Below are 20,064 nucleotides of genomic sequence, written 5' to 3'. Positions count from 1 at the left end.
TAAATGATTCTTTGTTTATTCGTTTTTCACTATTTTTTAATAGGAGGTAGCACAAACTACCTCCCCTCCCACACATTAACCGACGAAATAATCCACCACACTGCCTACACCCTTCAATACGACGAAAAATATGAACAGGCAGACTGGGTAGCATACAAACTGACAAAAGAAATGGTGAAAAAACCTGCAGTCAAAAGAACAAACAAGTTCCGTGCAGATCCTTTGGTAAAAACAGGCTCTGCAAAGCCATCAGATTATGCAAAATCAGGTTACGACAAAGGGCATTTGTGCCCAGCAGGAGATATGGCATATTCTGCAGGATCAATGTCAGAATCGTTCTATATGTCAAATATGAGCCCTCAGATGGCAGGATTCAATCGAGGCATATGGAAGCGTCTTGAAGACAAAGCAAGGGCATGGGCGAGAGATAATGACGAAATTCACATAGTTACAGGACCAGTACTGAAAAGATGGACTCCCTACAATAGGAAAAGACAAGGTTGCAGTGCCAAAATACTATTATAAGGTTATCCTTGACTATGACGAGCCTGAACTCAAATGCATCGGGTTCGTTTTGCCCAATAAATCATCAACTAAGCCATTATCGTCTTATGCTGTTACGATAGATTCTGTGGAGGTTTTGACAGGGATTGATTTCTTCCCGGCACTTCCTGATTCACTGGAAAATGCTATAGAGGGGAAGGTGGAGAAGGGGAAGTGGGGATTGTGAAAAAGTGGTAACAACGGGGTCTTGACAAAAAGGATAGTTAAGTTAAGTTCAGCTATGAACGAGTTAGACTATATTTTGTTTGATGAGCTTTTTGTATTATTAAAAACTTTATGATAAAGTATAGGAGGAAAACTAAAATGGATTGGATATCTGTAGTCATCGAAGAATACAAAACAGTCAGAGAAGAAAGCTTAACATCAATGCAAACACAACAATCTGTCTTACATTACGGCACAACGACGTTAGGTATAATGGTAGTGGCAGGTTTTAATGTATGGGATAAAGCATGGTTACCAGAGCTAATATTTTTAGTTTTTGTGCCTTTGGTTAGTTATTTGGTATTAATTACCTGGACGGGGGAGGTTGCAAGAATGATGCGTGCTGGGAGATTTCTTGCCAAACTTGAGGGAAAGGTCAATCATTTTTTCAAAGAAAAATCTAACGCTTTAATGTGGGAAAGTTGGTTGAGGGAAAATCAACCAGACGGGAAAACGCCACAATTAATTTGGAATTATAAAGCCATTATTAGTCTTTTTTTATTGATAGCCTTCTTAGCAATAGGGGTCGGGCATTTTAAAATACACAAGGTTACTTTCATATATTACAGTTTCAGATGGATTATAGATGGAATTGAAGCTTTTGTCTTTTTCGGAGCAATTTTTTTTGTGGGGGAACAAGTAAAACGATTTAGATAAAGTGGAATTACTGTTAAGATATCTTAACCGAATGTCAATCAACTACATAACCCTATTAGATATTCAAAAAGGGACACACGAAGAAAACAGAATAGTCATAATCCAATGCAAAAATTGCGAAGACCAGAAAATTGGTAACCACATAGATTGGATAAAAGACCATATAAAGAATCCGCAAGGTTGTCCCCTGCACAAATGTTCCTCTTGCAATGCAGATACGAAGCTGAAAGGGAACGCTTTAGAGAAAATTAAGGAAACATTAGAAATATAAGCATGAAGCGAAAACTTGATAAAATATATTCAAAAGAACTCAGGAAATACAAGAAAAAACTGTTAAATGCTTCCAAAAGAATCCGGACAGGACTTGAATACATAGAGAAAAATTATACAAAAAGAAATTTATCATTGGAAAGAATTGCATCTTACGCCAATATGTGTTACAAGAGTTTCTCATATCTCTGGGGAAATACGATGAAAGTTAGTCTACCGCAATTTATAAATGACATGAGGGTTGCAAAAGCAAAAAAATTGCTTGTAAAAACAAAAATTGAATCTAAATATATTGCAGAAAAAGTGGGGCTTGAAGATACAAATTTCTGCAGAATCTTCAAAGACAGGGAACATACTACACCTCTAGAATACAGAAAAAAACACAAATTACGTACTTTTAAGTCCTCTAAAAAAAAGATTAATTAGAAGCTATTTCAGTTTCTTAAGTATCTGTTCTGCACAGTATTTACCGGACAACAGCATTCCTCCAAATATAGGTCCCATTCGTGGTGAGTCATAAGCAGCATTTGCCGCCATTCCTGTTACCCATACTCCCGGGAACACTTCTTTCGTATTTTTAATAAGAGATTTTTCTCCAACTTCCGCCCACATTGAGCGTTCTCCTTCTATTCCACCGGAAGGAGTTGACAGCTTTTTTCCCGATTTTCTCTCTATAACTTTTAGAACCTCCGTCGGATGTCCGGTTGCCTCAATTACGTATTTTGACCTTATAGTTAAAGGATCAACGTGTAAATTAGCAATCTGTGTTGCGCTCCAGTTTAATACAAGCCCTGTAACTCTACCTTTTTGCAACATAACATCTTCTACGGATATCAGATTGAATATTTGTGTTCCTGCTTTTACTGCTGCGCGTGTCAAGCTACTCACAGTTTCTACGGAACTTGCAGTATAATAGCCCTGTTTCCATTTTTTTGTATCAACATCAAATTCTTCCAGTATTTTCTTACCTTCTTCCTGGACTACAATTTCATTAAACATCATACCGCCGCCCCACATTCCACCGCCTACCGAAAGATGACGTTCGAAAAGCGCTACTTTTTTATGTTTTCTGGCAAGATAAAAGGCAGCAATAAGTCCGGAAGGGCCTGCGCCTGCAATGGCAACGTCTACGTCAAGCGAGGCAATCAACTTTTTCATATATCTTTCTATGATTGCTTCTGAAATTTTTATATCATCTAATTGCATTTTTCTCCTTTATAATTTCTCGATCAACTCTTTTAATAATTTTCTATGACAATACTCATCGGATTTTTCCCAACAAAGCAAGCTTACCACCTTTTTCTCTGACAACTCAGCTATTTTTTTTATTGATTGCCGTTTTTCAGTATCTTCCATTTCCCGCCTGTACCTTTTTTCGTACTCTATCCAGTTAATCCTGTGCTCAGTCCAGTCATTCAACAGCTCTGTGCTTGGTCCCAGTTCTTTTATCCATCTATCTACCTTATCCTTGGAAACCCCTCTTGGCCATTTTCTCATAACTAATATTCTTATCCCATCTTCCGGGACGTTAGCCTCATAAACTGATTTTGTTTTCAACATATCTTATTTTTCTGTATTTTGTTATTCGTTTTCCTTTTCCTTTTCTTCTGTTGTTGAATCTATGAACTCTATTACTCTTTTCTCAATGTTATCTCGTATTTCCCTAAATTCTTCTACGGTTTCCCCTTTGGGTGCCGGGATTTCCCATTCAATTCTTTTCGCTCCCGGATAGAAAGGACAGACATCTTTACATCCTATCGTAATGATGTAATCAAACTTTTGGATTAATAATGGCCCCAAACCTTTTGATATTTGAGATGACATGTCTATTCCTTTTTCTTTCATAACTCTTACTGCAATCGGATTAACCACTCCCGAAGGGCTTGAACCTGTGCTATAAGCATCCACTGCATCAACAGCATACGCTTTTGCAAATCCTTCCGCCATTTGACTGCGGCAAGCATTCTCTATACAAACAAAAAGTATTGTCTTTTTTTTCATTTTATCCCTTTTTTTACCCTTGGTATTTATTTTATTATAAAAATGTTTAGCGTCAATAAAAAAGTATATTCTGGTTCCAGACAACAAGTTTTTCCCGAAGAGTGAACTCGAGTTCAGGTTTTAATTGGTAGTTTTTACCCAATTTGCACAAGTTTTATTCTCAATTTTTTGATTCACAGAATAAATGAAAAAAGTTGGCATTTAAAGATTGACAAAGATAGGTTTTAAGAATATTTAAGTATAAAGATGCTTGTTGATGAAATAAATAGGAGGTAAGATGAAAAAATTAAATGTCCTGATAGCATTTACAATAACATTTCTGAGCCAGCATGTATGGGCGACGTTATCAGTAGTTGACAGTATATTATTAGGTCCCAACGCATTCGGGCCGATTGCTGTTGATGTAAATCCAACGACAAATAAAATTTATGTGGCTGATAGCAGTGGCAACGTTTCGGTAATAGATGGAGACAAAAACACATTAATTGCCACAATAGACGTCGGGGTAGAACCCCGGGGAATATGTGTAAACCCGGCGACCAATAAAATCTATGTGGCAAATGGATTTATTAGCAACAACGTTTCAGTAATTGACGGGACAAACGATTCAGTTATAGCCACGGTAGCTGTAGGGACTTACCCCTGGGCAATATGCGTAAATCCAACGACCAATAAAATCTATGTTGCAAATTATTCCAGCAATACTGTTTCGGTAATTGATGGGACGAATAATTCAGTGATTGATACGATAGCTGTTGGCAATAGTCCCAGGGGAATATGCGTAAATCCGACAACAAATAAAATCTATGTGTCAAATTATAACGGCAATAATGTTTCAGTGATAGACGGGACAAATGATTTAGTGATTAAGACCATAGCTGTGGGGTATAATCTTAATCCTTATGGAATAGGTGTAAATCCGGCAACGAATAAAATCTATGTTGCTGTTTATAATTTTGATAATGTTTTGGTAATTGATGGGACGAAAGATTCAGTGATTACTAATGTAGACGTAGGAAATTTTGAATATCCCAGGGAGATATGTATAAATCCCGTAACGAATAAAATCTATGTTGCAACGAGAAGCCTGGCTTCAGTAATAGATGGAGCAAAGGATTCGGTTGTTGCTTACATAACTTGTACAGGTTCCAGAGGAATATGCGTAAATCCAACAACAAACAAACTCTATGTGACAAATGGACCGAATAATAAATACGTTTCGGTAATTGACGGAACGAATAATATGACTATGCTTAGCGTAAATATTAGACCTGATCCTTATGGGATATGTGTAAACCCGACAATAAACAAAATATATGTGGTAAATAGCGGGTATAATAATATTCCGGTAATCCAGGGCGTACAGGTGATTGATACAATATCAGGTGGTCTTAGCAATCCTTTCAAAATATGTTTAAACCCTGCGACAAATAAAATCTACGTCTTGAATAACGATTCTACCATTTCGGTAATTGATGAAACAACTTATTCAGTGCTTAATACGATAATTGTTGGGTGTCATCCCTGGGGAATGGATATAAATCCCTCAACTAATAAGATTTACGTAACAAATGTTGATTGGGAGATGTACGGTTATGTTTCAGTAATTGACGGGGGAAACGATTCGGTAATTGCTGTATTATCGAGTGGATACGGCTATCCGGATGTATGTGTAAATCTGGTGACAAATAAGGTTTACGTAACAAATTATAATACTTCCAGTATTTCAGTGCTTGACGGGACAAGTAACAATGTTGTTGATAACATAGTTATTGGGAGCGCGGTTGGCAGAATGTCTGCAAATCCGGTAACGAATAGAATTTATGCGACGAACGGTAATAACATTTTTGTAATTGACGGGACAAGTGATTCGGTGATTGATACTATAGCAGTTGGAACCGGTTTTTCCAATGTATTTGCGAATTCCGTAACAAATAAGATATACGCGGTTAATTATTCCAGTGATAGCATTTTAGTTATTGATGGGACAAGCAATTCAGTCATTCAAGCATTACAGGTAGGAGAAGGTCCAATATGTATGGCAGTTAATCCAAATGACAGTTTGATATATATGAGTTGCCAGAATGCAGGCGGAATCTGGGTATTTAAAGATGATGGAATAGGAATAGAAGAATCCAAACTCGTAGGGACAGATTATAATCTGTCCGTTTCCCAAAACCCATTCTCTAAATCAACAGTTGTCAAGTATTTCATGCCCATTAGAACTCAAGTTATATTAAGCGTTTACGATATTTCCGGCAGTTGTGTAAAAACATTAGTTAATGGGGAAAAAGCGACGGGGAGTTATAGCGTCAATTTGAGGGCAAGCGATTTATCATCGGGAGTATATTTTGTGAAGTTTATTGCCGGGGACTACAAAGAAACTAAGAAATTAATATTGATGAGGTAAAAGCATCGAAAGGGAGGTAAGAAAAATGGAAAATACACTCTATGTGGGTAAATATAAAGTACGTGAAGAAGGTATAATAAAGCTTCCAAAATCAAAGTTAATAGTATTGAGCAAATTTCTCAGTGACAAGAAAATAGGACAAATGAAATATACCGGGAAAACGGATACAAAAGGTAAAAAACTTTTTGAGGATGATAGAATTACAATAGTAATAGAAGATACAGATTTTTGGCCATGTATAAGCAAGATGGATTTGAAAGAGGCTGAGAAATTTAGAAATGCTTTAACTGAGGTAATAGAATATAAGAAAAAAGGGCGGCGTCCCCAACTTATAAAGACAGTATAAGCAACTAACCGAAACCCTTCTGGAAGGGGTTACAATATCAAGAGTAATCAGCACTTTAACATTTCCCGCCCCGCGCTAATGGATCCGTGTCCGTTCAGTCCCTAATTTACAATAACCTAACTTTTGCTTAAAAACCCTTTAATATACAGCTTTTTAAGACAATCCCTTTTGAGTAAATTTTAGAGATTCGGATAAAAATGGCAATTCGGTGGAGTTGCCTTTTATTTTTGGTTTCCCGGTGTTTTTGTCTGTTTTGCCTGATTTTGTTCTCAAGTTGGCACAGAAATTTTATATACTTTGATTGACGATTTTATTAAATGGAGTTGCATAGAGGGGTGGTCACCATGTACCTACCTCAGTCACAAACTTTCCTGTTTTCCCTTGACAAAAAATTTCAATACACATAAACTAGCACCCTAACAATTTAACGGATTATTTTATTACCCACTATTTGCGGGAACGGGGAAAAAATGAGAAAAGTTACAATCTTCTTTTTGTTGGTTTTTGCGACAGCGCAAACTTATGCGCAGAGTTATCAAATCAGTTTTGCAGGAACAGGAGCAAGCACGACTGTTGATTCGGTAAAAGTAGAAAACCTGACACAATGCACAAGTTTAAATCTTAGCGGAAGCGATACATTACATCTTACAGCGATAGGAATAAACGAATCGGATTTAAATACCGTTCCGGATAATACTATACAGATATATCCGAACCCGATGACAGGCAATTGTTCAATAGATTTTGAAGTCCGCCTCAGGCGGAGCAAAACAACTCTTAACCTATATGATATAACAGGAAAAAGAATTTTGCAATCGCAGGCATTATTATCAAAAGGACATCATACTTACAACCTGAGCGGACTTAGCAGCGGTATATATCTTTTGAAAATAAAGTCAGACGACTATTCCTATATGACAAAAATAGTAAGCAATAATTTATTCCGACTGGGGCGAACTGAAATAAGATATGTTGGAATAACGTCAAGTATAGATAAACAAAACACAGCTTCAAATACAACAAAGACGAAAAGTGCAAAAAGTGATAAATCAGTAATAAATATGCAATATACCACAGGCGATAGATTGAAGATAACCGGGAAATCAGGGATTTATCGCACCATTTTTATGCTCGTACCAACACAAACCCAAACCGTGAGTTTCAATTTTATTGATTGCACCGATGCAGACAGCAATCATTATGCTGTAGTTCAAATAGGCACACAGGTATGGATGGCAGAAAATCTTAAAACCACTAAATACCGCAATGCTTCAAGTATACCGAATGTTACTGAGAGCGCCCAGTGGGATAGTTTAACGCCCGGAGCGTATTGTAATTATGGTAACAATACAGCCGAAGGCGATACTTATGGTCGTTTGTATAATTGGTATGCAGTAGCAGACAGTCGTAATATGTGTCCCGTTGGCTGGCACGTATCTTCTGATAGTGAATGGACAATTCTTACCCAGTATTTGGGTGTAGGTGTAGCAGGCGGTAAAATGAAAGAAAATTGCACAACGCTTTGGGCAAGCCCAAACACCGGTGCAACCAACGAAAGTGGTTTTTCGGCGCTTCCGGGTGGTTGTCGTAGCTACGATAGTGGTGTGTTCTACGATGTGGGCGCCTACGGTTACTGGTGGGCATCGGAGAACGGTCCTACATACGCATGGTACCGTTACCTGAGTTACGGTGACGCTGATGTGGACTGTGATTACTACTACGAGAGGGCTGGTTTTAGTGTCCGCTGCGTTAAGGATTAATTGATTTTTCCTCTTGCAAAACATTAAGAATACATTGTAGACAATCACAAAGAGACCAAGAAACTCGTATTGATGAAGTGAAACCAAGAGTTACAAATGAAGCCCTTCTGGGAGGGGGTACAACATCAAGAGTAATCAGCACTTTAACATTTCCCGGACCGCGCTCATGGATCCGTGTCTGTTCATTCGCTAATTTACAACAACCTAACTTTTGCCCCGAATTTAGAACAGGATTGTTTAACTTAATTTTTTGATTTTATAGACGAAAGAAAAGTTTGTTTTTAAAGATTGACAAAAATAGGTTTTCGGAATATTAATTATGTGGTATTATCGAGATAGGATTTTAACCAGGAGATATTAATGAATAAAAAAACGTTTTTAAAATACTTTTTAGCGCTTCTGTTGTTTTTACCTGCCTTTGCATTCGGCGGGCAAATCACTAAAACTCTTACTTTTAATGCAAGTGATTTAAAATTCCGAAAAGATAAAAATAAGGGATATGATATAGTTGAAATTAACGGATATGGAATTACTCAAACCGTCGGCTATCCGATGTTGCCCCAAAAAGCTATTCAGGTGCTCATCCCTTATAATGCCGTTATCACGGATGTTGAAGTATTGAACCCCAAAAAAGAAAATATTCCCGGAACATACAAAATATATCCAACACAGCCTCCCCAGCCGGTTTCAGCTAAATTTAAAAACCCGATTAAATGGATAGAGCCCGATTCAAAAATGTATAAACAAAGTTCTCCTTTTCCTGAAAACCTGGTTGAACATTCGCATACTGGTAATATGGGTGGGTATAGGATTGCAAGTTTTCTCGTATCTCCTTTACAGTATGTTCCCGCAAAGAATCAACTTGTCTTTTACTCACAGATGGATATTCGGATTACTTATGAAGAAGATAATGGCATTGCTTCCCAAAAGACGGAGCATCAGAAAAAGATTTTTCAGGACATAATAAAAGAAAAAGTTATAAACCCCGAATTTCTGCCATTATCCGGTCCATTACCTGAAGTTTCCACCGGAACAGTTGAGTATGTGATAATAACTGCCGATTCTTTCGTTCCATCCTTTCAACCACTTATTGACTGGAAAATTAAAAAAGGCGTTCCGTCAAAAATCATTCCTTTGAGTTTTATTTATTCAAATTACTCAGGGCGAGATAACGCAGAACAAATACGCAATTTCATAAAAGACGCAAATACAAACTGGGGGACTATATGGGTATTACTTGGCGGGCAGTGTGATTATGAAAACAAACAGGAAATAGTTCCCAGAAGGGATGTTTGCTATATGAAATGCTGTAATTATAAATACCCTGATGAAGACACCATTCCTTCTGATTTATATTTTTCTGATTTGGATGGGACATGGAATAATGACAATGACTTAACATGGGGAGAACGCCCAATTGATGGAGATACCGTAGATTTGTGTTTTGATGTGTTTGTTGGGAGAGCTCCCGTTCGTACCAAAGTTCAGGTACAAACATTTGTAAATAAAGTTTTAACTTACGAGAAGAATCCGCCTTCCGGATACTTAAATAGAATATTTCTACCTGCAGGAGAGCTTTTCCCTCCGGGAAATAATGGTAATGTTGTCCCGGACACGATAGCCAGCAGGACTCCTGCAGGCTTGCAGGACATAAAGCTTTATGAAATAAACGGTAATTTATCTCAAATTGCAGCAAGGGATACTATTAACAAAGGAGCCGGATTTACCTACTTAGGAGGACACGGGGATGAATTTGCAATATACCTTTATAATGGAGTCTCTAATTCTTATTTAAATTCAGACGTTGTTGATCTTTTAAGTAATGGAAATAAATTAGGCATAGTTACTTCCGCCGGTTGTATGTGTGGAGCCTTTGATTTGATGCCGACATGGTGGGGGCAAGGAGATTGTTTTGCGGAGCATTTCCTTACTGCAACGGGAGGAGGAGCAGTTGCCTCAATTATGAACTCAAGATACGGATGGGGGAGTGGTGATAATTCAATATATCTTTCAGATCAAGTAGATACTTCATTTTACCACGCAGTTTTTATTGATAAGATTAAGCATTTAGGTCAGGCTCATGCGATATCAAAAGATAATTTCATCCCTAATGTATGGTGGTATGGTTATTGGCCATGGGTTCTATATGAATTAAATCTCTTTGGTGACCCTGAACTTCCAATGTGGACAGATGAACCCAAAAATTTAAATGTTACTTATAATGCTACAATACCCCAGGGACCAAACGATTTTACCGTAACGGTAAAAAATGCAGGCGGCACTCCCGTTGAAAGTGCATACGTATGCTGTATGATGGATACTACAATATATTTAAGGGGATATACAAATTCATCCGGAGTAGTGAATTTTTCCTTCTATCTCCCGGATATAGATACGGTACTGATTACAACTACTGCGTATAACTATCTTCCAAAAGAAGGATATACAAGAACTGTAAGTAGCGGCCCGTACCCTGCTTCTTCAAGATACTTTGTGGACGACGATAGTATCGGCGGAAGTTTTGGGAATGCAGACAGCGCTATAAATACTTCGGAAACCATTCAACTTCCCCTGCTGATAAAAAATTATGGTTCAGCGACGACATATAAGTTAGTAGGCACACTTTCGACTTCGGATACTTTTGTTACGTTGCTGGATACCGTCAAATCAATTGGCACGCTTACTGCCGGTAGTTCCGTTCAGACTCTGCCATATTTATTTAACGTAAAAGCTTCTTGTCCTAACAAACATATTATCAATTTCAAATTAACCTGTAAAGATTCATTAAATAAATCATATCTATCCTATTGTCCGGTCACAACGGCAACTCATTCCGTGTTTATTTCGCCGGTATATCAAAGTTCTTTTGGATTTGCAGAGTGTGTATCCTGGTATAAGGTTGCGGTTAAAAATACAGGTACAACCGCGGACAGCTACAACTTATCGGTAACAAATAATTCATGGCCTACCACCTTTTGGGATTCTACGAAAACACTCCAGATTACTAAAACCAACTCGATAAAAAAAGGTGACTCTGCCAATGTATTTGTAAAACTTAGTATCCCGAGTGGTGCCACTTATGGAAAAATAGATACATTAAAAGTATATGCTACCTCTATTAAATATCCTGAAGTTTCACAGTATGGAAGAATTAAAACTACGGTTAAAAATATTTTTACAGCGCCTTTTAGTGATGGTTTTGAGGGGGGACTTGGGAATTGGTGTTTATCAGGAACTAATAAATGGCGTATTTGTACAGGAACCGGACGATGTGCACCAAATCATAAACCTTATCAGGGAGATTCCCTTATGAATATGACTTGTACTGATACAACGGTTTGGTCTGATGATTATGCCGATATATATTTTAAATTAGCCGGGCAAACTGATATTTTCTTTGACTATTATTTTTATGTTTACGGTCATTATACGCCTCCCCCCTGTGTTTATGTTGATATTTATGATGGAACATGGCATCTTGGTGTCGATTCCGTCAGTAGTTTCGGTACATTATATTGGGATAGGGGGTGTTTGGATTTAAGTAAATATAATATGATAGACCGTTTTATTGCCAGATTTAGATGCCATATAAACAGATCTGACTCTGGGCAGTGGTATCAAAAAACTATTTACGCGGACGAAGTCCGTTTATATAAAGGAGAAATGGGATCTATAGCCGGGACGGTATATGATAAAAAGACATCTTTGCCTATTCCGGGAGCTATTATTATGATTGATGGACGCCAGCCTTTGGGGGACACTGCTGATATAAATGGTCACTATCAGATTAATAGGGTGTTAAAAGGTACGTATAGTTTAACCGCCAGGGCGACTAATTATTTTTCCAAAACTAACTCTAATATTACTGTATCTTTAAATCAAACCTCAACGTCTAATTTCTATCTTACTGTCCCGCATATGGAATTAATCCCTGATAGTCTTGGTGTGGTTTTACCTGCTAACACTATCGGTTCTCAAGGTATCAAGGTAAAGAATACAGGGACGGATACTCTTAAGTTTGAAGTAGTTAGCTCGAAAACAAATTCTCAATTAAAAGGGTTTCCTCTAGATACTATAAGATACGAGAATGGTGGAAATGTGGATGCGAGTACTCATTCTCTTTATGGGGCTAGATTTACTCCCGACTCAATTAAAAAAGTATTTTTTACTTGTGAAGTAAAAGCCGGATTATTTTATATCAGGACGCCCCAAACACAGCTCGATACTATGTTTTTATACGATGATAATAACGGGGAACCGGGCACTCTTATAGAAAAAGTCCCATTTACAGTAGATTCTACGGATTGTTGGTATCGTGTGCCTTTAAGTAAGACATATAAAGATAAAAATGATTTTTGGTTTTATGTATACACAGGAATTAAAAATTATGTAGTGCCGGCTCCAGCGAATAGTGAGGTTGGAAGGTTTAGATACGATAGTGAGCCGGCAACTGTCAATCTTATGATGCGAGCAGAAGTTTGTTATCAAAATTGGATTTACGATATAAGTCCTGCTAAAGATACTGTTCTGCAAAATGATTCAGCTAATATAACGGCAACCTTTGATGCTAATATTGTTGATTTCCCTGATACTACTTATAAATGTTGGTTGAAAATTACTTCAAATGACTTAAACAATCCGACAGTGTTTGTGCCAACAACCTTGACTATTATTGACACTACTTGTCCCCTTTTTGTAACTTCTCCGAATGGAGGAGAAAAATGGACAGAGATGACAACAAAGAAAATTACCTGGTCTAAAGTAGGCTCAAAACCAAATTCTTATAGAATGCTCTATTACTTAAATCCTTATACCACCTGGGATAGCTTAAATTATTCCATAGCGTCTGCCCACCCGTATTCCAATGATTACGATAATACCTGGACAATTTGTAATAGAAAAGCGGATTCAATAAAAGTACATTTCACTAGTCTTACAATATTTGGCGCCGCAGGCGATACTTTGTTTTTAAATGATAAACATAACAATTCAATTGTTAAATATCCAAAAGGTACTTACGGAGCTTTCTGGTCACCGGCAATACCGGGTCATACGGTGAAAGTGAGATTATTTACAGACTATCATTGGACTGCTTACGGATTTGCAATTGATAAATATAAGGTATTCTTTGCCGAAGGAAAGTATGATACTATAGCAAAGAACATTAGCCCCGACAGCCTTTCTTGGAACTGGACCTTGCCGGATACACACTCCACAACCTGCCGGGTTAAGGTGCAGATGCTTAATGCAAGCAATACAGTAACCGTTGAAGATAAAAGCGACGATTATTTTTCAATCGTTAAAGATACGGTTCCTCCTGCAACTTTCAGCCTTGTTTCACCTGCAGATTCTGCGGTTTTTTCAATTTCGAAACCGACTTTTTTGTGGAGAGCATCAAGTGATACGGAAAGCGGGTTTAAAGATTATAAAGTTTATATAGATAGTATTCTTAAACATACGGGTACGGACACAATCTGGACAGCAGATTATAATTTAAACAAGGGAAGCCATAAATGGTATGTAACTGCATCTGACAATGCAGGTAATTCACGCCACTCTAATACAACACGGACAGTTGTTATAGCGAATTCCCCTGGAGATGTGAGACCATCGGCAATTACCGGACTTCCGGATACTGTGTTCCTCGATTCTACCTATTCTCCTAAAGCATATATAATAAATTGTGCGACGGATACTGCTCCGGCTTTCCAAGTTATATGTAAAATTGATACTTCCATAGCCCCTCTTTACAGAGATATGAAAATTAGGGCAACACTTACAAAAGAAAACACATCTTCTACTACTACTGCTTTTTCCGGGAAGAAAAGTCTTGCAATGGCAAAGAGCTACAGCTCTTACATAGATACACAATATGTATCAAATCTTGCAGGAAAAGATACGATTGCCGTTACTTTTGATAATTGGGTAACTCCTTTTGCAAGGAAAGATTATAAAGTCACCATATTTACCAAATTCTTGTTTGATACTATACCAAGTAACGACACAATTTCAAAAACAGTATGTGAAAACAATAACGCTCCCGTAGTTTCAATGCTTCCCGATACAAGTTTCCCGGAAGACGACTCTCTTAAAATAAATCTCGATAACTATGTGTATGATAGCGATGATGCCAAGTCATCTCTTATTTGGAGTTATTCTGTGTACACAAGTAGCAAGTTTAATAATCAAATTATTGCAAGTAACAACCGAGATAGGAATATCACAAAAAGCAGGAGTCTGAAACAGTCTATTTATAAAAATATGTCTAAAGCCCAAACCCACATATTAGAAAATAACACCAGAAAATTAAGTTTGCTCGCTGAGGAATTTATTAATGTTCGTATCGACAGTATTACCCATATTGCTACAATTACCGGTGCTGCTAATTGGAATGGTACTAGAGATATAATTTTTACTGCAAATGACCCCTGGGGGGAAAGCACCTCGGATACTTTATGTCTTACAGTAATTCCTGTTAACGATCCACCCGGGATTGTTTACTCATTCCCTGTTTCTCCTTATACAATGGGATTGCCAGATACGATAAACTTACGTATACATACGGAAGACCCCGACAACGATACTTTACAATATATATGGAGTGTCAATGGTATAATTAATCCTCTTGTTGTTGATACGATATATCAATACTGCAGTACCTCTATTACCACAGATACTATTAAAGTTAAAGTTACAGATAAGGTATTATCAGATTCAAATTATTGGGTTGTTGTTGTTGATACTTCTTCGCCTTCTGTTAATATTGTACATCCGGATAGTGGGGAAATATGGCTTACCGGAGCATCCAACACAATCAAATGGCAAGCAACAGACAATAACAAAATAGATTCTGTATCAATTTGCCTTTCTTTTAACAGTGGTGTTTCTTATCCAAATACAATTGCGCATGGGATAGGGATAGCGAACGACTCTACCTATGTGTGGCCGGTTATTGATACTTTCTCTACTACTTGCAAACTTAAAATTGTTGCATGGGACATTGCAGGCAACATTGGAGAAGGCAGAAATAAGGGTGATTTTCTTATAACTCCCGGGACGAAATGTGACGTTAAGTGTGATAAAGTTGTAGATATCCTTGATATTACCCGAACAGTAGGAATTATCCAGGGATATGGCGAACTGCCAAATCTTTATGAACTGTGGGCAGCTGATGCAAAAGGAGATTCAATAATTGATGTATTAGATATAATATCCATAGTTAAAACTATCCAGAATACTAAATATGGTTTGAGGCATATTTTCAATAGCAATTTTCTATCTAATAAGCTTGTCGGTAAATCTATCCTTAAGAGTTCAAATCTTAAAACTCAGGATACAGCTATGATAAATATATCTAGTTGTCTCGGCACACCGGGTAGTGATAGTAATATGGTTTATATCAATTTGGAAAATTCCATTGGGGTTGCAGGTGTCCAGATAAAAATTGCATATGATACATTGTTACTCAGAGCAAGGGATGCAAAAACAACCCCTCGTTCTAATATGATGAGCATTGATTCCAAAATCGGTACAAACTATATTCAAATACTTCTTTTCAATACGTCTCTCGACACAATCGCTTCCGATACAGGTTCTATCACAGGAATCCCATTTTATGTATCCCCAAATGCTACGCCTGGCGATAGCACATTGTTACATATTGGGGAACTTACTTTATCGGATATAAATGCAAATGCGATACCAAGTCAAGGCATAGATAGTTGGTTTCACTTTAAGGGAATAAATACACAAGAGAAAGTTATGCCCAATAAATACGAATTTTCTGAAATTTATCCGAATCCGGTTGCTACGAAAGTCATTCTAAAATATGCGATTCCTGAATTTGCTCACACGATTCTTAAGATTTATGATATGTCAGGGAAATTAGTCAAAACATTGGTAAACGGGACTGATAAACCGGGCTATTATTCAATAGCATGGAATAGTAGGGATGAGCACGGTAAGAAATTAGCAAAAGGGGTCTATTTTGTTAAACTTGAAGCCGGAAAATACAAGCAAACCAGAAAATTAATTTTGATGAAATAGTGTTAGCAGTCAGGGACAATTGGAAAAAATGGGGTAAAAGTTAATGGAGAAAAAGAAGCAGGAAGTTATACTGTCGATTTAGATGCAAAAAAATTACCCTCAGGTATCTACTTCTCCACCCTCACCGCAGGCAACTACAAATCTACCAAAAAACTCGTCTTAATGAAGTAGAAGAGTATGTACAGTATTTCCCCTATTGACAAAACTGTCAAAAAAGTTCATTAAATTCATCAATGAAAAATTTATTCCTCGCTATAGGAGGAATTATAGTATCTTTTGTTTTTATGGTAATCTTATTCCCTATTTTAATCATATGTGGGATTGTATTGTTTTTTAGTCTCTTCAAAAGAGGAATTGAGATAGATTGAAAGCAAAGGCGCATGACTGGAAATCAGAAAAAGGAAATTCTCGAAGGTTATTGACAGGCAAGAGAAATCGGTGCAATAGCTTGTTTTTAATAATCAACCTGAGTTATTATCTATTTTGATTAGTTTTAATTTAGGTTTATGGGTTTTTATCTCTCTTAGTCACAATCTTAGTCACAAAAATACCCAATTTAGCACAGGATTTTATCCCCTCAATTTTTTGATTCACAATAAGGAATGAAAAAAGTTGGGATTAAAGATTGACAAAGATAGGTTTTGAGAATATTTAAGTGTAAAGATACTTGAGGATGAAATAAATAGGAAAAAACTATGAAAAAGAATGTTTTATTTTATGTGATTTTAGGGATAACATTTTATTCTTCCGGCTTTGCACAATATCCTAATTGGATTAATTATACTAACGGACAAGTTGTCACGGCTATTGCTAATAACGGCAATGAACTATGGATTGGCACTGAGGGTGGACTCGTAAAAATGAACAAAACTACTGGGGAAATGACATTTTATAACCATGCAAATTCTGGGTTACCTTATAACGATGTCAGGGCTCTTGTAATACAGGGAAGTAATATCTGGATTGGCACTGATGATGGTCTTGCAAAGTTTGACGGTACTAACTGGACGGTCTATGATACCTTAAATTCCGGTTTGCCTTCTGGCGGTGTTCATGCTCTTGCAATAGAGGGAAGTAATATCTGGATTGGTACTAATAGTTATTATGGTGGCGGACTTGCGAAGTTTGATGGCACTAACTGGACTGTGTATGACACCTCAAATTCCGGGTTGTCGGATAACTATATCTCTGCTCTTGCAATAGAAGGAAGTGTTATCTGGATTGGTACTGCGGAGGGTCTTACGAAGTTTAACGGAACTACATGGACTGTCTATAACACCTCGAATTCCGGTTTGCCCTCTAAATATGTCCTTGCTCTTGCAATACAAGGGAGCGATATCTGGATTGGTACAAATGGGGGGCTTGCAAAATTTGATGGCACAAACTGGACTGTTTTCAACTCTTCAAATTCCGGGTTGCCGGATGACTATGTTATTGCACTTGCAATAGAAGGAAATATTATATGGATTGGCGCTGATTATGATGGTCTTGTGAAGTTTGACGGCACTACATGGACTGTCTTCAATACCTCGAATTCCGGGTTGCCTGATAATTATGCCTTTGCTCTTGTAATAGAAGGTAGTAATAAATGGATTGGGACTGGTGGTGGTGGTCTTGCGAAGTTTGACGACACTAACTGGACTGTGTTCAACCCCTCAAATTCTGGGTTACCTCGTAACGATGTCCTTGCACTTGCAATAGAAGGGAGTAATAAATGGATGGGCACTATGTTGGGGGGGCTTGCAAAGTTTGACGGTACAACTTGGACTGTGTTTAACACCTATAATTCTGGTTTGCCGTATAACTATGTTAATGCTCTTGGGGTAGAAGGGAGTAATAAATGGATTGGAACTCGGGCTGGTCTTGCAAAATTTGACGGAACTAACTGGACTGTGTTCAACTCTTCAAATTCTGGTTTGCCCGCGAGTGCTGTCCGGACTCTTGTAATAAAAGGTATTAATAAGTGGATTGGAACTTATGATGGTGGTCTTGCGAAATTTGACGACACTAACTGGACTGTGTATGACACCTCAAATTCCGGGTTGCCCAATAACGGTATCACTGCACTTGCAATAGAAGGGAGTAATATATGGATTGGCACTGATTATGGTGGTGGACTTGCAAAGTTTGACGGTACAACTTGGACTGTGTTCAACACCTCAAATTCCGGTTTGCCTGAAAACGGTATCAATGCTCTCGCAATAGAAGATAGTAATATATGGATTGGTACTTCTAATGGTCTTGCAAAGTTTGACGGTACTACATGGACTGTGTTTAACGCCTCAAATTCCAGTTTGCCTGCTAACTATGTAACTGCACTTGCAATAGAAGGGAGTAATAAATGGATTGGCGTTTGGGGTGGGCTTGTAAAGTTTGATGATACTAACTGGACTGTGTTCAGAACCTTAAATTCCGGTTTGCTTTCTAACGGTATCCGTTCTCTTGTAATAGAAGGAGCTAATATATGGATTGGAACTTGTGGTGGTCTTGCAGTATATAATACTACAGGAATAGAGGAAAACTCAAACATCAAAAATCAAAATGCAAAAATAGAAATAGGACAAAATCCGTTTATTAAATCAACAATTATCAAGTATTTCATACCCATTAGAACTCGAGTGATATTAAGTGTTTACGACATTTCTGGAAGTTGTGTGAAGACTTTAGTTAACGGAGAAAAAGCAGCAGGTGTTTATAATACAACCCTCAATTCAAATGAACTAAAAACAGGCGTATACTTTGCGAGACTTACTACCGGCACATTAAAAGCAACAAAGAAACTTATACTAATGAAATAGGAGAAAACTATGAAAAAGCTATTAATCGGAATATTTATGATAGGCTTATTTTCAAACCTCAGTTATGCGCAGGTTGTGCCGGTGGGGATTATACCACTTGGCCCGGCAGTAGGAAACGGAACATATCCTATAGGAGTAGGCGTAAATCCTAATACAAATAGAATATATGTTGCAAATATGGGCAGTAATAATGTATCTGTAATAAATGGTTATACGGATTCAATAATAAATACTATAAATGTTGCGGAAAGCCCTTTTGAAATAACTGTTAATCCCTCAACCAATATAGTATATATTGCACATAGTAACAACGATATTGTCTCCGTAATAAACGGAGCAACCAATTCAGTAGTAGGAACTATAGGGGTTGGAGGACGCCCATTTGATATTAAAGTAAACACAAAAACCAACAAAATATATGTTACAAATGAAGACAGTAACACTGTTTCTGTAATAGATGGTGTTACCAACTCAATAATAAAAACTGTGGCAGTTGGAGCTCAACCAAAAGGTATTGATATAGACTCAAATACTAATAAAATATATCTTGCAAGTACTTATGGTGTATATGTAATAGATGGTTCCGTAGATTCAATAATGGCAAATATAAGCATTTTGGGTGCGGGCATTGCTGTTAATACAGAAACTAATAAGATATATGTTACCAGTGATCATTTCAGCTCTGTTTTTGTGATAAACAGTTTAACTAATTCGGTAATAGATAGTATAAAGGTTGGTGAAATGCCTTATGGAATAGCCATAAACTCAAAAACTAATAAAATATATGTTTCTGATCGGGATTTGTCTAATGTTTTTGTTATAGATGGTTCGACCGATTCTATTATCACAACTATAGAAGATGCCAATCTTACCTCTTCTTACTGGGGAATTGATGTCAATCCGGAAACAAATAAAATATATCGTACAAATTGCCAGAGTAACACTATTTCTGTAATAAGCGGGTCAACAGATTCGGTAATAGCTACTATCCTTGCTGGTAGAATGCCT

Annotated in this window: 16 protein-coding genes; 13 read left to right on the top strand and 3 right to left on the bottom strand. The window is 37.3% G+C overall.

Annotation, left to right across the window (positions count from 1 at the left end; genetic code table 11):
- Positions 1-3 precede the first annotated feature (3 nt).
- The 5 genes from WC614_05515 to WC614_05495 all read left to right on the top strand — a co-directional run bounded on the left by WC614_05515 (position 4) and on the right by WC614_05495 (position 2,121).
- A complete protein-coding gene (locus WC614_05515; protein MFA5032461.1) occupies positions 4-525 on the top strand; it encodes a DNA/RNA non-specific endonuclease in 522 nt (173 codons plus the stop codon).
- Positions 506-730, top strand: a complete 225-nt coding sequence (locus WC614_05510; GenBank protein ID MFA5032460.1) for a DNA/RNA non-specific endonuclease — start codon at positions 506-508, stop codon at positions 728-730. The genes WC614_05515 and WC614_05510 overlap by 20 nt, the downstream gene beginning before the upstream one ends.
- Before the next feature lie 137 nt (positions 731-867).
- On the top strand, positions 868-1,425 hold the full coding sequence (locus tag WC614_05505) for a hypothetical protein (GenBank protein ID MFA5032459.1): 558 nt from the start codon (positions 868-870) through the stop codon (positions 1,423-1,425).
- A gap of 31 nt (positions 1,426-1,456) precedes the next feature.
- Positions 1,457-1,696, top strand: coding sequence for a hypothetical protein (locus tag WC614_05500; GenBank protein ID MFA5032458.1), 240 nt, complete (start codon positions 1,457-1,459; stop codon positions 1,694-1,696).
- A gap of 2 nt (positions 1,697-1,698) precedes the next feature.
- The gene (locus WC614_05495) at positions 1,699-2,121 is read left to right on the top strand and encodes an AraC family transcriptional regulator (GenBank protein MFA5032457.1); all 423 of its coding nucleotides are present in this window, start codon (positions 1,699-1,701) and stop codon (positions 2,119-2,121) included.
- 3 nt (positions 2,122-2,124) lie between these two features.
- On the opposite strand, the gene WC614_05490 is transcribed toward WC614_05495, so the two are convergent.
- From WC614_05490 to WC614_05480, 3 genes are read right to left on the bottom strand one after another with little or no spacing between them, the layout of a single operon-like run.
- Positions 2,125-2,901 (bottom strand): sulfide-dependent adenosine diphosphate thiazole synthase, encoded by a 777-nt coding sequence (locus WC614_05490; GenBank protein MFA5032456.1) that lies wholly within the window; start codon positions 2,899-2,901, stop codon positions 2,125-2,127.
- Between the two features lie 9 nt (positions 2,902-2,910).
- Positions 2,911-3,255, bottom strand: a complete 345-nt coding sequence (locus WC614_05485) for a DUF488 family protein (protein ID MFA5032455.1) — start codon at positions 3,253-3,255, stop codon at positions 2,911-2,913.
- A gap of 21 nt (positions 3,256-3,276) precedes the next feature.
- Positions 3,277-3,696 (bottom strand): arsenate reductase ArsC, encoded by a 420-nt coding sequence (locus WC614_05480; protein MFA5032454.1) that lies wholly within the window; start codon positions 3,694-3,696, stop codon positions 3,277-3,279.
- A gap of 277 nt (positions 3,697-3,973) precedes the next feature.
- Here WC614_05480 and WC614_05475 point away from each other — a divergent pair, with 277 nt between their 5' ends.
- The 8 genes from WC614_05475 to WC614_05440 form a co-directional block, all read left to right on the top strand.
- Positions 3,974-6,106 (top strand): T9SS type A sorting domain-containing protein, encoded by a 2,133-nt coding sequence (locus WC614_05475; protein MFA5032453.1) that lies wholly within the window; start codon positions 3,974-3,976, stop codon positions 6,104-6,106.
- Between the two features lie 25 nt (positions 6,107-6,131).
- Positions 6,132-6,452, top strand: coding sequence for a hypothetical protein (locus WC614_05470; protein ID MFA5032452.1), 321 nt, complete (start codon positions 6,132-6,134; stop codon positions 6,450-6,452).
- Positions 6,453-6,922: 470 nt separating this feature from the next.
- Positions 6,923-8,212, top strand: coding sequence for an FISUMP domain-containing protein (locus WC614_05465; GenBank protein MFA5032451.1), 1,290 nt, complete (start codon positions 6,923-6,925; stop codon positions 8,210-8,212).
- A gap of 360 nt (positions 8,213-8,572) precedes the next feature.
- The gene (locus WC614_05460; GenBank protein MFA5032450.1) at positions 8,573-16,258 is read left to right on the top strand and encodes a C25 family cysteine peptidase; all 7,686 of its coding nucleotides are present in this window, start codon (positions 8,573-8,575) and stop codon (positions 16,256-16,258) included.
- Between the two features lie 18 nt (positions 16,259-16,276).
- A complete protein-coding gene (locus WC614_05455) occupies positions 16,277-16,429 on the top strand; it encodes a T9SS type A sorting domain-containing protein (GenBank protein MFA5032449.1) in 153 nt (50 codons plus the stop codon).
- A gap of 62 nt (positions 16,430-16,491) precedes the next feature.
- Positions 16,492-16,626 carry a hypothetical protein gene (locus WC614_05450; protein ID MFA5032448.1) on the top strand — a complete coding sequence of 45 codons (135 nt, stop codon included), beginning with the start codon at positions 16,492-16,494 and terminating at the stop codon, positions 16,624-16,626.
- Positions 16,627-16,953: 327 nt separating this feature from the next.
- A complete protein-coding gene (locus WC614_05445; GenBank protein MFA5032447.1) occupies positions 16,954-19,056 on the top strand; it encodes a T9SS type A sorting domain-containing protein in 2,103 nt (700 codons plus the stop codon).
- 9 nt (positions 19,057-19,065) lie between these two features.
- A partial coding sequence (locus WC614_05440; protein ID MFA5032446.1) for a YncE family protein occupies positions 19,066-20,064 on the top strand: 999 nt, incomplete at its 3' end.

The organism is bacterium, assembly GCA_041649255.1.
In the GTDB taxonomy this organism is placed as follows: domain Bacteria; phylum Hydrothermota; class UBA3073; order JACQXS01; family JAQTXJ01; genus JAQTXJ01.
Note: the sequence above shows the minus strand (reverse complement) of the source record. Positions and strands in the feature narration are given on the sequence as shown.